The 12,873-nt window shown below is 52.9% G+C and carries 12 protein-coding genes and 2 pseudogenes; 1 reads left to right on the top strand and 13 read right to left on the bottom strand.

What is annotated here, in order from left to right:
• Positions 1-662: 662 nt before the first annotated feature.
• The 7 genes and pseudogenes from BT204_RS09050 to BT204_RS27300 all read right to left on the bottom strand — a co-directional run.
• Positions 663-1,490 carry a toll/interleukin-1 receptor domain-containing protein gene (locus BT204_RS09050; RefSeq protein ID WP_072446527.1) on the bottom strand — a complete coding sequence of 276 codons (828 nt, stop codon included), beginning with the start codon at positions 1,488-1,490 and terminating at the stop codon, positions 663-665.
• 722 nt (positions 1,491-2,212) lie between these two features.
• Complete coding sequence (locus tag BT204_RS09045) at positions 2,213-3,193, bottom strand: MBL fold metallo-hydrolase (RefSeq protein ID WP_204840107.1); 981 nt, start codon at positions 3,191-3,193, stop codon at positions 2,213-2,215.
• 159 nt (positions 3,194-3,352) lie between these two features.
• Positions 3,353-3,685: pseudogene (locus tag BT204_RS28095) on the bottom strand (kinase); the annotation flags it as partial.
• Positions 3,686-3,868: 183 nt separating this feature from the next.
• Positions 3,869-4,807, bottom strand: a complete 939-nt coding sequence (locus BT204_RS09040) for a DUF481 domain-containing protein (protein ID WP_239695913.1) — start codon at positions 4,805-4,807, stop codon at positions 3,869-3,871.
• Positions 4,808-5,103: 296 nt separating this feature from the next.
• Positions 5,104-6,018: an alpha/beta hydrolase fold domain-containing protein gene (locus BT204_RS09035; RefSeq protein ID WP_239695912.1), complete on the bottom strand. Its 915-nt coding sequence runs from the start codon at positions 6,016-6,018 to the stop codon at positions 5,104-5,106.
• A gap of 171 nt (positions 6,019-6,189) precedes the next feature.
• Positions 6,190-7,509: a serine hydrolase domain-containing protein gene (locus BT204_RS09030; RefSeq protein WP_072446518.1), complete on the bottom strand. Its 1,320-nt coding sequence runs from the start codon at positions 7,507-7,509 to the stop codon at positions 6,190-6,192.
• 122 nt (positions 7,510-7,631) lie between these two features.
• Positions 7,632-7,709 (bottom strand): annotated as a pseudogene (locus tag BT204_RS27300) (hypothetical protein); the annotation flags it as partial.
• Positions 7,710-7,819: 110 nt separating this feature from the next.
• On the opposite strand from BT204_RS27300, the gene BT204_RS09020 reads away from it, so the two are divergent.
• Complete coding sequence (locus BT204_RS09020) at positions 7,820-8,815, top strand: LysR family transcriptional regulator (protein WP_072446515.1); 996 nt, start codon at positions 7,820-7,822, stop codon at positions 8,813-8,815.
• 402 nt (positions 8,816-9,217) lie between these two features.
• Here the strand turns inward: BT204_RS09020 and BT204_RS09015 are convergent, their stop codons facing one another.
• From BT204_RS09015 to BT204_RS08990, 6 genes are all read right to left on the bottom strand, one after another.
• Positions 9,218-9,760, bottom strand: coding sequence for a lysis system spanin subunit (locus BT204_RS09015; protein WP_072446513.1), 543 nt, complete (start codon positions 9,758-9,760; stop codon positions 9,218-9,220).
• Positions 9,742-10,305: a glycoside hydrolase family 19 protein gene (locus BT204_RS09010; protein ID WP_072446511.1), complete on the bottom strand. Its 564-nt coding sequence runs from the start codon at positions 10,303-10,305 to the stop codon at positions 9,742-9,744. The genes BT204_RS09015 and BT204_RS09010 overlap by 19 nt, the downstream gene beginning before the upstream one ends.
• 48 nt (positions 10,306-10,353) lie before the next feature.
• Entirely contained in the window at positions 10,354-11,394 is a 1,041-nt protein-coding gene (locus tag BT204_RS09005; protein ID WP_072446509.1) for a phage late control D family protein, read from the bottom strand.
• Between the two features lie 58 nt (positions 11,395-11,452).
• Complete coding sequence (locus BT204_RS09000) at positions 11,453-11,713, bottom strand: hypothetical protein (RefSeq protein ID WP_139271493.1); 261 nt, start codon at positions 11,711-11,713, stop codon at positions 11,453-11,455.
• A gap of 130 nt (positions 11,714-11,843) precedes the next feature.
• On the bottom strand, positions 11,844-12,050 hold the full coding sequence (locus BT204_RS08995) for a tail protein X (protein ID WP_072446505.1): 207 nt from the start codon (positions 12,048-12,050) through the stop codon (positions 11,844-11,846).
• A complete protein-coding gene (locus BT204_RS08990) occupies positions 12,025-12,870 on the bottom strand; it encodes a phage tail protein (protein WP_072446504.1) in 846 nt (281 codons plus the stop codon). Before BT204_RS08990 ends, BT204_RS08995 begins: the two co-directional genes overlap by 26 nt.
• Positions 12,871-12,873 lie beyond the last annotated feature (3 nt).

Here is a 12,873-nt window from a genome sequence, read left to right as displayed (position 1 = left end):
AATATTACCGAGCCTCCAGAGAGCTTTCTACGGCTTGTAGCTTGAACTGCATTAGGGGGAACTTGGCGGTTTGACCCAACCCAACCCAAATTGCCGTCACTTGCGGAGAGCAACTGAGAGACAGCTATCGCTGTGCGTTATCTAAGCGCCACTGAGCCAACTCTTGAACCTCACGGCCAAATAGTGCTGAGAACCTAGGTTGGAGTATGTGTGATTCCACTGTTAGCTCAGGCCGATTCTCTGCAAGCAGCCGCTTGAACCCATCCTGAAAATCTCCCGACGTTACAAGCCTCATGGCCGCGTCAACTGCCCCATACTGACTGTTCATCCGCTCCCACACCGACGGCGTGTAGCTAATCCTGTAGCATTCCTGGATCGCATCTTCAATCGCCCGTGCAAATTCTGCTCTCAGCTCTTCCATGCTTGTTCCTGAGTTAATCATGATGCCCATTAGCCGTAGCAGCGTACCCCAACCACCATCGTACTCGCCAGCTGAAAGCAGTAAGTGAGATCGAGTAGGCTCACGCCAGCCGACTGCTCCGCCATTCTACGGAAGAAATGACCAAGAAAGTCTATAGGCGTGCTGGCGAGATAGTTAAACCAACCAAATAACTGATACTAAAAATAAACTTACCTACGGGCCGATGCGTAAATCTCTAATTCTATTGCGAGGAATCAGGTTCGGAGCCCTTCACATTATATTTTCTCTTCGAATATACCCGACCGTCGATACTTCGATGTGAGCCGAGTATATTTTCAAGTTCAACCCCGGACACACCCAAGAGATTCGCTGCGGTGAGAATTTCACCAACTGAAATTTCTGGAGCCTGCGCCATTTTCATTAGTTTAACAACATTGGATTGTGGCCCTACTTCAATCACAGACTCACTGGAGCCCGAAACACGGTGCTCCAATTCACGAACCCTGCTACTTAACATCCGAGTATTGGATAGTATTTCAGCCAAAATACTATCACCAGACCTCGGTGCCACGTCAGTCTCCGCTGGCGTGTTTGCAAGTACATCCCTGAAAGAAGATTCGAATGTAGGCCAATACGTATCAAAGACTTGCTTTAATATGCGCTCTTCCAAACGTGCGTTATCAAGGCAAGAGTTCAATGAACTTATGAGCCCCCACATTGATGAACGTTCGGGAGAAGTATGATTGAATTGTGCGAGAGGGTCTTCAATATCTGCCGGAGATAAATCAACCAAAAATGTACAAACGCGGTTAGTGCTCAGCCCCTTTGCAAGAGCACCCGTTTCAAAGAGGATCCAAGGCTTATTTTTATTTTCTTGTGTCAAACAAACTATGCCTGCGGCCGTTTCACGCAGCTGGTCAGAAATTTCAGAAAACCAGATGGCCCCTTTATCAATATCTCGCGTAGATATCCATGGTTGAGAAGCTTGCAACACGCACTTTATCCAGTCACTCAGCAGCTCTGCAACGGCTTTACTGCGCTGACCTGACCAGCTTACGAAAACTTTCATCCCGGATCCCTTGGCATGTAAAAAAGCAATATGCCATAAGTACTGTAAATATTAAATCCCCACACTGTTTCATGCGCCTATGACAAAACACAGATTGCCAGCGTTCGCTCATGCAGCTCAAAAGCAAGGCTCAGCTATCAGGCATGACTACCACAAGGATTTCGCCCAGAGCGTACGCCATAACGTGGCAATTGCCTCTAGGTTGCGGAACACTTCCCGAATCCCAGACAACAAAAAACCCCGTAGACGCTAATCTACGGGGTTTCTAAGAGTGGAGGCCGAGGTCGGAATCGAACCGGCGTAGGCGGATTTGCAATCCACAAGTAAAACCTTAAAAATCAATTAGTTAAACAAACTACTTTTCCGCATTTGTGATGTATCAAAACGGCTGGAGACCTTCGTTTGCGCGACGTTGATTTTTCATTGCGGAACTGTTTTCGCTCCAATCTTGGCTGGTCAGCATCGCCGCCATCGCTTCACCCACTCCCTGAATTGGCCCTCGACACAACGGCAAGACGCAACTATCGGCCTAAAGCATTCCTTCAGAAAGAGCTTGAATTGGCTGGTTACTGCTGCCTTTAACCGACACAAGACCGAGCACATGGGGCTATTTTTTGGACGCCATAGCCCGCCCGTATTTCCCTAATAAAATCAGGTCCTTGCGCTTTCATAATTTGGCCGAGGCTTCCGTATGCCAACCGAATGGCGGGCCTATTCGATGGCTACCAGGCATCTAGATTGATAGGGGCGAAAGCGACAGGCAGTTGCATCTTCACAGCGTCCCGTTGTGCCAGAGGGATCAACATGCCCATGCTCTGATCGAATGCGTCCAATATACGCGGCATAGCGGTCAACGGTTGGTCCAAGGGCTCAAAAAAATTATCCCAATGGATCGGGATCACGATTTTAGCGCCAGTCTGGACAACCGCCTCTTGCCAATATTGAGCGACAAACTCCGGGGTTTGTTTACCTAAAGTTCCGATGCCAAGAAATACCACATCTGCCCTGACATCCTTGAACTTGCCTGGACTGTAATTACCACTGGCGATCACCAGAAGGCGACGGCTGCCATGAATGATCAGATATGAGAAGTTTCCGCCAACTTTGAAATCTCCCTGCCTGACAGGGGTGTGTAGCGGATGATCTATGAAGCCTGGTGAGGTGGGATTTGGTGAGTGCGGGGTCTCAAAGGCTTTAATTTGAAATTGACCAAACGAAAAAGATTCTCCGTCTTTGATTATCTTTATACGCTCAGAAGGTAATCCGGCACCTAAAACGGCGTTGGCAGTCGATGCTGTTCCCAATACGGTAGCGCCTGTTTTGAGAGCTACCAAGCCACTGTCCAGGACATGGTCGTAATGCGAGTGCGCGACGAATATCGCTGCAAGTTTGGAAATGCCAGCGCTGCGCAAACTTGCATCGATGCGCTGCTCATTAGGCTGTATAGGCATCAGTAGCACCGAATAAATACTTGGTCGTGAGAAAAAACCGTCCTCCATGATCGCAGTTTCCCCATCATCGAAGCTCAATGTGCCAGCGCCCAGAAAACGCACAGTCAAGTCTGGAGATCCTTGACCGACTTGCGGTCTTAGCGAAGCAAAGGGTTGAACCGAGGGTGATGAAAATTCCCATGCCCCCCAGAGTGCCCCTACCAACACGGCCATAACAAATGCACAACCCAACAATTTTTTGCTACGACTCACGCTTTATCTCCTAGTATTGAAATGGATAGGCGTCGCAGCCCTCCATAGCCGAATCTGAGTTTTTACATCTAAACAGCTCGCCTCATATAAGACGAGACGCATTAAGTTACGCCGTAAGCACCTTCTAAGTAAGCGTCTGCTAATCGCATTTTTTGCGATTTAGACTTTAGATGACGCTACTCTTTGGATAAAACATTCGGTAATCATCGCCACTGCTGCACCGGAGACGTCAGGGCTGTGTCTAAATTAAATGGATCGCTTGCCCACGTCTCATATTCGTGATCCAGTACAGATTGCCAGGTCGGCGGAGTCAGCCTAAGAATATCAATTTTTCTGATTTCTACCCGGTGCTGGTGTTCGTTTTTATCAGAGCAGATCACTTGGCTGTCATTAAAGTATCACCAAAGCGTATGGCAATATCACTCGCCGTCTTTCGGTTTTTGATTACTGGGTTAACACAGTCAACTATGACGGTACTGCCAAAACGAAATTACGTCCAATAGCTCATGAGCTGATCTGTTCATCCGCCCAATTACTATCAATGGACACAGCCCCGCCGTTGCGGTAGCCACCAGCGCTGCGCAGTGTTTGAGATTATAATCGAGTGCTCTGCCGATGGCCGAAATTCGGGTACAAGTTCGCACTGGGCACTCATCCATGCATGCAAAATATTCATCACCAATTCACACCAAAACCAGCTGTATATCTAGCACTATCCAAGTTGGTATTGTCGGATTTACCCGCGACTACCGCGCGCTCATATTTCAGATTTAAGGAAGCCCATTCCGTGACGCTGTAGCGCAAGCCTAGTTCAGAGTCATAAGCATAGCATGCTATATCGCTGAGTGGCCTTCCCAGCTCACCCGATGCAAAAAAATCAAACTTTCTTCCGACCAGAAATCTCTTGAAGTCCCAGCGGACAGATGTGAAGTAAAATGTATTGCTGCTACCGTTCGAGTAACCGAAACGCATACGATTCAACAGTGTAACAACGGTAAGCTTGCCTAATTGGTCGTCCCAGAATTGGTAGCCGGGACCGGTGCCAATTTTTCGCCTAGTTATTAGGTCTTCAAACTGATCCTTTTTGTAATTGAGGCCTCCTTCCCAAAGCCAGTTATCGGTAAGGAAACGATCAACGGAGTACTCGGCACTCCAGCTTGCCGTACTTGAAACCTCAGCCTCGTCTTCTCGGAAATGAGCATTCGCGTTATGCCGCCAAGCGCCATTGACAAAACTTGTTTTTGTCGCAAGCTCAACATTATCACTCTCTGTCTTAGCCTTTTCGGCATAAAGCGCAAGGTCAATATTTCCCTTCCAAATTGCAGTCGCGAGGTTGGGCTGGGGTTTCATAATTTGGTTGATATTGTTAAGATCGACGAGACTCAAACCAACGCCCACACCAACTCGCACATTGCCTTGCGGGGCGGCTTGAATCGATTCAACAGTTCCTTGCAACTGGCCCACTTGCTTTACCATGAGTGGTTGCTTGCTTTCCAAAGTTTGAATCTGGCTCTTACTAATCGTTATATCGCCTCCGTAACTAGTACTTAGAACAAGATTTGCGCCCTCCATTAAAATGATGTCTCCGCTAACACGGTCACCATTTTTCAGCATTACGTTATCCGCAGATGCGCACAGTGAAAAAATACTCACGTAGACAGAGCAGGATAATATTACCACTGTTAATCGCATAACGAACCTACTGGTCTTGAGACACCTGCCATATATTACAACTACCGTATCTTACGTTACAAAGAAGCGCCCTCCGTTCGCGTTGTAGCATGAAGTCAGCATCGCAATCTCAATGCCGTCGTTAGCCGCGAGATCTAAGTTTCCAAATAGAGCAATTCGCACCATATAGCATTACTCTAAAACACTTATGTACTTGATAGCTGACACTCATACTAACGCTAAAGAAAACAAGCTATTTTATCCATGGCTTGTTTCGCTTCAGGTATCGGGAAGATTGGCCACGCGTGAATCATTCCTCGCCCTATATGCAATTGAATCTCACCTCCAAGAGCCAACATTTTCTCACAGAAATTAATTGTATCGTGGTGAACAATATCGCGGGTGCCAGCGAAAATAAGGATCGGAGGTAGATTTACTGGATCTCCGTTAATCGGACTCACGTAGCTGTGGTCCGTGCCAAGATCTCCCGCATACATCATACCGGCTGCTCTTACCCCCCTCGCGGAGAGCATTGGATCTGACTTTTCGGTTTTTGAAATCAACTCGTTGCTCAAAGTGACATCCATCCACGGACAAATTAATACTAGCTTTGTAGGTTGAATGGATCCGATGTCTGTTAACGCGTAGCAGAGGGCAACTGCAAGGCCGCCGCCAGCTGAGTCGCCCATTACATTCATTGCGTGACGGCGAGCGTTAAAGCAAGCAAGCTTATATATAGATAGCATGCGAGAAATAACGATTTTACATTTGGCTTCTGGTGCAAGTGGGTAGAGCGGCACTATAATAATATAGCCATATCTTTCGACTAAAGTTTGAAGAAAGCGCCAGTGCAAAAAAGTGATAGGTAAAACGTAATCTCCACCATGAAGATAGAAAATATGTTTGGAGCTTGCTTGGTCATCCTTAGGGGCTAACCTGTAAACTTCGACACCATCAACCATTTGGAGTTGTATGGAGATTTTTTTTTGCATTTTAATAGTTGGTCTTGCAGGGCCCTGCTCTCGTAATTTTCGAAAATTTTTGAGCAGCTTATCCAAGGAACCATAAACTGATTTTCGCCTAGCCAGCAAAAGATATGCTATAAGCACGCAATTTCTATAACTAGGTTTTTGAGAATTAGTTAGCGAGCTCACAGCATGCTCCAGTATTAACTTATTAAAAAAACAAGTAATTGTTCAGACCTACGTTGGTCAACCGGTCTAAGCGGTATTCGTTCCAGCGAAACGACTCAACATTGGCGAACGGTACATCGCGGTACACTGCCGCCCATTCGCCAATGTCTGTTATTACCGCTTTTCATCTCACTATAGCGAGTTAGACATCAGGTAATTGGCCACCGCTCGATAGGCGGGCAAGGTAGTCGGATCGAAGTTGGAACTGCTAGGCAGGGGGTGCGATGCATAGCGCACAATGACCATTTTCGCCTTGGGGTCGATATACAAGCATTGTCCATGGAGCCCACGCGCCGAGTAGACGCCATGAGTGTCGTGGGACACCCACCACATGTCGCGATAACTCCAGTTAGGCAGCAGCTCATAGCCTGCCTTGGCGAAGTCTTGCTGGCTCGCTCCTCCGCGAATATCGGCGATCACGCTCTTGGGCACGATTTGCTGGCCATTAAACTTGCCGCCCAGGCGCATCATCTCGCCGAAACGGGCCAAGTCACGCAACGAGGTGTTGAAACCGCCACCGGTAATCGCTGTACCCACCTCATCAACGATCAAGTAGGCGTCCTGCTCGGCGCCCAGCTTGCTCCAGATGCGTTCTTGTAGATTGAACGCGACGGATTTGCCAGTCGCGCGCTGGATCACCCAGGACAAAACTTCGGTATTGACCGTCTTGTATGCAAAGGCCTGACCGTGCTCGCCCTCTTTGCTCAGTTTCATCAGATATTCGGTCACCGAGGTAGCGCCAGCGTATCCCTCCGGCCGCGGTATCATATGGGCGGCTCGGAAGTACTCCCAGATTTCCGCTTTGGGGTCGACGTAGTCTTCCGAGTAGCGAACACCGACTGTCATATCCATTACCTGGCGTACCGTGGCATCGCCAAATGCACTGTCCTTCAACTCCTGAACGTAGTGGCTGACCTTAGCCTGTGGGTCGATACTACCCTCCTCGACCAGCATCGCTCCCAAGGTGCCAATAAAAGATTTGGTGACCGACATCGCAATGTGCTGGCCCTGATCAGTCAACGCACCGAAGTAGCGTTCATAGACCACTTGCCCACGGTGCAGTACAAGGATCCCATCTGTGTAGTTGGCTTTCAGTGACTGTTCCCAAGTCATAGTGCGGTCGCTGCCCAGTGGAGTGAATACCAAGGCGTCGATGTCTCCGCGTTCGGCGCGAGGTAACGGGCTGACTGCTCCCTTTCCACGCGCGACCTGCACGCTTGGCAACAACTCGCGCAGATGCGAGAACGACCAGCGCGTCTGCGGGAACTGCAAGATGTCGCTGAACCGCACGACCTTTCCCGGCACCGGCGGTGAACCTTGCATCCAGCCTATGACCTGCGGATTGCTGTCGTCGGCGCTGAGGAACCGCGGCTGGCCGTCAGCCTGGACCAGAACACCTGACGAGGTCGCGCTGTCCAGCAAGGTTTGCAGAGCGTCTATTTTCACTTGCATTTTTGTCTCCTTCGCACGCTTGATTATTCGGACTGCGTCGCAATCGGGTAGCCGGTAGTCCTTTTCCGTTCACGGCAACCAATTAGACCTAAGGCCGCAAGATCACCAGCGAGCTCCGTACTCAATTGCAGGTCGTGAATGCCTTTGAGGATCTTCGAAAAGTTCTGACCCTTTTTAAAGTTGAGCCGGCCGTCATCGTTCCAGGACATCGAAACCAAACGCGCAGGCTGCCACCCAAGCGCAAACTATGGCGAAGTTTCTGGGAGTGAGGTACAACCGTCCAATGCAAATATGAAGAGCGATTGATGCATTGAACGACTTAATTGACTTGAAGCGAATTCGTCACCTGGTCTTGCTTGGAGAGGAACTACACTTCTCTCGGGCTGCGGAGCGAGCCCATCTTTCGCAGACGGCGTTCAGCCGTAGCATCCAATCGCTTGAAAAAGACCTAAGGGTGCGCCTGTTTGATCGGGACACCCGTTCAGTGACGCTGACATGCGCCGGTCACCAGCTCATTGCTCGGGCGCGCGAGATGCTGGCGTGCGCCGACAAGCTGGTCGCGGAGGCCAGCGATATCGCCGGGGGGCAGGGAGGTGAACTTAACTTCGGCGTCGGCATGATGACCGCCAATACCACTCTTCCCAACGTGCTGCTCGCCTTGCGCAAGAACGCACCCAAGCTGGTGGTAACGCCTGAGGTCAATTACTGGCATCACCTGGCCAACCAACTGGCACAGGAAGACATCGAGTTTGTCGTAGCGAGCGTGCGGGTCGAGCAGGGGGTGGACCCACGCTTTGATGTTCGGAGTTTGCCGCCACAACCGGCTTCTATCTTCTGTCGCCCCGAGCACCCACTGGCTCTACAGGTCGAGCCAGTGACGTATCAGCAGTTGCTCGCCTACCCGTGGGCTGCCGTGACCACGGACGACGTGCACGCCCGGGCGCTATTCGGAATGCCCTCGACGACGCTACTGCCGTGGACGTTGGTGTGCAATGAGCTGAACTGCCTGCGTCAGGCCACGCTGACTAGCGACGCCCTACTGCTCACTTGGCAATCTTGGCTAGCGCCTGATTTAGAGAGTGGGGTGCTGATAGATCTAATCCAAAAAATCCAGCCCGCGATCCCCAAACATCTGCGCTACATCCCGGAAACCATCGTGTTTCATGCCGGCCGCACGTTGTCACCCATCGCCAGAAAAACCATCGCACTGATTGTCGAAGAGGCAGAAAGACGCCTGCCTGTCATAACTCAGCCAGCGGTCATCTCAGACTACGGTCGAGTTCCATCTGAGCAAAAGAAGCGCTGACCAGCATGAGAACCGAACTTTCTCACTTTCCCCTCTGTTGTATACAGGGCTGGGGGGGGAGGCCGCTTTCGACCTGGATCAATCTGCTGGAGCAACCGCCTTTCCGGCTGGCGGTGGATGCCATGACTACGCACCACCATTATGCCAACTTCAGGATGTCAGCAGCCGCCATTTTGGTCTGGCTTTGAAGCCCTATTTGGGGGCGCGGCCAGGCGGCGTTTGCCGCCCATCCAAGGAATGACGGGTGTAGACATAAATAGCAAGACCGTTGCTGTATGGACAAACAGTTCTAGGCTCGCTCCGCTTTTTGCACGAAGCAGGAGCCTTGGCTGGACTTGCAGGGGCAATCTGCGGGAAAGGTGGCCGGGCTGGATGTTGACGCATCCTCCCCGGCCGCTCCTTTTACTTCGGTGTGGAAACTTCTTTTGCGTAAGCCTGACAGGCCCGCAGGGCGATCAATCCTTGGTCGCCGGCATCGGTGATTCCGATAATTCGTTGAGCATGCGCTGGGTCAAGTTCGGCTCTTGTGGTGCCATGAACCACGCGGCCGGTGGCGGTGGTGGTTGGCACTGAACAACTGCTGGTGGCATCGGTGGCGGCGAGTACGACTGACAGCCGCAGATCAGCAGTAGCCAGGCGATCACGCAGACGAGCCTGCTTGGTTTGCGCATTGATCAATTCCTTGTGGTGGGTTTCGTCTTTGGTCTGCAGGCGCTGTTCCAAGGCCAGGCGCTTTTCCTGCTCGGTACGCTGCAGGGCAGCAGACGCCTGGGATAACTTATTGAGGGTGTCCGCTTGCAGCCGGGCTTGGCGCTCCAGCACTCGGCCATAACGCCAGTCCTGGGCAGTCCAGGCCAACGCCGCAGATCCGGCGACCACCATCAACAACAGCACGCCGACGGCAGCGATGCGGAACTGCGCAGGGATCAGGTCGAAGAGACGCATAACACCGCCCTCGCCCTCGCCCACAGCTGCAGCCGTTCCTCCAGACCGTTCAGGCCGCCATTGATCCGGCGGGTGATGGTGTTGAACTGCTCCTGATCCGCGAGCGTATTCAGCCCGTTCACCGACCAGAACCACGCTGCCGACTCTGCCGCCCATTGCGGCTGCTCGAGCAGCTCCGGTGTGCGCAACAATCGCTCATCGCCGAACAGCGCCAGGCTGCAACGCAGGTAGTTATCGTGCCCGGTGACCTGGATCAACCCACGGCCACGGTAACGCTGACCGTCCCCATCGGCTTCCGGGGTATTGCCGAGCTTGGCCGCCAGAGAGCCGGTGTCGTATTTGCTGAGGTACTGATCGCTGCCCAGTTCGCGTACGTACTGCAGCTGACCCGATTCGTGTCCGACCTGGGCGAGGAATGCGGCCTGGCGCTTGGGTGTATCGATCTTCCTGTTGGTCATCGCTGCGTTTAAGGCAGATACAAAAACGCCCGCTTGGCGGCGGGCGTTGGGCATGATGCGTTGAAGTTGTTGCTCGGTGATGGGCATGACGCCTCCTGAGTTTATCGTTGCGGATCGGACAAGTGCGTTAAGCGATCACGGCACCGTCAGCACGGTGAGCGGCTTTTTCTCTTTCTTCCCTTTGGCCCTGGCTTTGCCTTTCTTACCGGCATTACACTCGACCGTGGTGGACCAGCCGGCCTGGGTGAATACCTGTTCCACCAAGTCCACGAGAAAGTCCCCATCCAATCCGTCCTTGAAGCCCTGCGCATTGATGTGGCGCTCGGCGAACAGGTCGGCGCGCCCCACCATCTCCAGTCGAACCGCTGCCGTAGAACGGTTGAACGCATTCAGCCGCGCCTTGGCAGCCTGTTCCGCTGCAGACTTGTTGGGATGGATATGTCGGTCGGTATGGACCGGCGGCATGCCTTCCGGCGCGTCATCGTTTCCTAGCTCCAGGGTCACCAGCTCGCCGCTCTTCTTGTTCTGGTAGCGCGTTTTGACGGCCTTTTGCGCGGTTCGGTCAGCGAAACGAAACTGCCAGCGGCTGACGTCGCTTTTCTTGATGGTGACCACACCTAGAGTTTTGCCACTCGCGCTTTGACCCGCCTGACGCTGCATCACCAGCAACTTGCCGTCAGCGACCTTGGCGGTGCAGTCGTATTGTTTGGACAGACGAGTGATGAAGTTGAAGTCGGACTCGCCTATCTGGTCGACCCGGGGCACTACCGTGGTGATGGAACAGACCGGTTGCCAGCCATTGCGAGCCGCCACGTCAGCGACGATCTGCGCGAGGGTGACGTTTTCCCAACTACCTGTGCGGGTAGTTTTGCCGGTTCCACGCATGTCGCTGGCTTTACCGCGAATCACGATGGTGTCCGGCGGGCCGGATGCTTCGACCTCATCCACGACATAGCGGCCGAGGCGCGTCAGACTGTTGCCGGCGTAGCCCAGGTAGATCTCAATGCCGGCACCACGCTTGGGCAGTGAAACCGAACCGTCGCGGTCATCGATACGCAACTCGAAGTCATCCGACTCCAAGCCAGGTTTATCGACGGTACGCAGGGACAGCAGGCGGTCGTTGATCAGGGCCGTTATATCGGTCCCGTCCGCGACAATTCTAAAAGTTGGTTTCATCTCGATACCCCAGAAACGACAAAGCCCCGCATTGCGGGGCTTTGTCATGAATGGGTGCTCAGTTGATGTCGAGCACCACCAGGCTGTCCTCTCGAACAGCAATACAGCTTTGACACACAGGGCAAGCGAACACGTCGGTCTTCGGCTCAATGACCATCGACTTGGTACACACAGCGCAGCTGCCGACCACCTGCGTTTCCCGGAAACCGAAGGTCTTCCACAGCGTGGCGACGACCACGCCCACTGCCAATATCCAGCCGACGATAGGGATGAAGGCCAAGAGGATCGCCCCCACGATGCCGAAGAAAATCCAATTCATCCTATAGCCCAACTCAGCCCAGATGCCCCGCTTAACCGTCCTTAACGCTGTTGATCTTTCCATAAGGCGTCCCGCGCTCAATCCAAAAATGGCGAGTCTATCGGCGACGAATCGTTGGGGCAATCAGCCCTCAATCCCATAGCTGCACCGTCTCATCCGTAATCGGTGGAAGGTCAGGGAAGACAATTAGCAGGCCGGCCTTGAGTGGCTGCGGCTGGTCGGCCAACCCTTGGTTGTTAGCCAGCACTGCCTCCACCGTACCGTTCAAGTGCCCGTAAAACTGATTGCACAAGGTATCCAGTACGTCGCCGTCAGACGTTCTGCAGGTCATCGCCATAACGTACAAACTCCAGAGTGAACACTTGTTTGCGCGGGATACCGCCCTGCAGCAGCGCGCTCTGCTCTTCATCGAGGTTCTTCAGGCACCAGGTGCCCAGCACTTCTCCGTAGCCGGTGGTAAGGGTCAGTGGCAGCAACTGGGCACCGATGCTGCGCAGGGTGTCCAGTTGCTTAAGTCCTCCCTTGAACCCGGGAAAGATTGAGCCTTTGAGTGTCATTTTCTCCTCGCCCATACCGATGGCCTGCTGCGCCGGCCGACGGCTGAGACGCTCTTGCGAGGCCCAGCGAAACTCCGTCTGCCGGCGTAACTCGTCGAAGGCCGCCGTATCCAGGTTGAAGTAATACGGTTGCGTGTTCGGTTTGAGCGGCTGGATGATCAACAGGTGTGGAAACGGTTTAACCGCTTCGGCGAGAGGCGTTTGCGACAGCCCCAGCGCTTCGGTCGGAAAAATGTTCGCCAGTTGCGGACTGACCTTGCCCGCCACCTGATTGATCGCAGCGCCCGCCTTAGCGGCTTGTTCCTTCAAAACACCCAGTCGCTCGTCAATCTGCGACGCCGCACGTGAAGCGCGGCTGTAAGTTTCCACCACGGCGCCGACCTTGGCCTGGGCCGCGCCAACGCCCCGCATCACCCGCTGCAGCTTTTCCCCGACACCGTCGGGAATGAACGGCACGTTTTCGAGTTCAGCCGCGGCACCCGTGATTTCGCTGATGGCACCATTTACCGGCCCAAGCATCCCTTCCAAACTCCGTCGGCCCGCCTCCCCTGCGCTGACCAAGTATTTGAAGCCGGACTGCATCTGCTCCAGGTACTCCATGGT

Source organism: Pseudomonas sp. NFPP02 (assembly GCF_900119355.1).
Taxonomy (GTDB): Bacteria; Pseudomonadota; Gammaproteobacteria; order Pseudomonadales; family Pseudomonadaceae; genus Aquipseudomonas; species Aquipseudomonas paracarnis.
The sequence above is the reverse complement of the archived record's forward strand: the minus strand, read 5'-3'. Positions and strand labels throughout refer to the sequence as shown.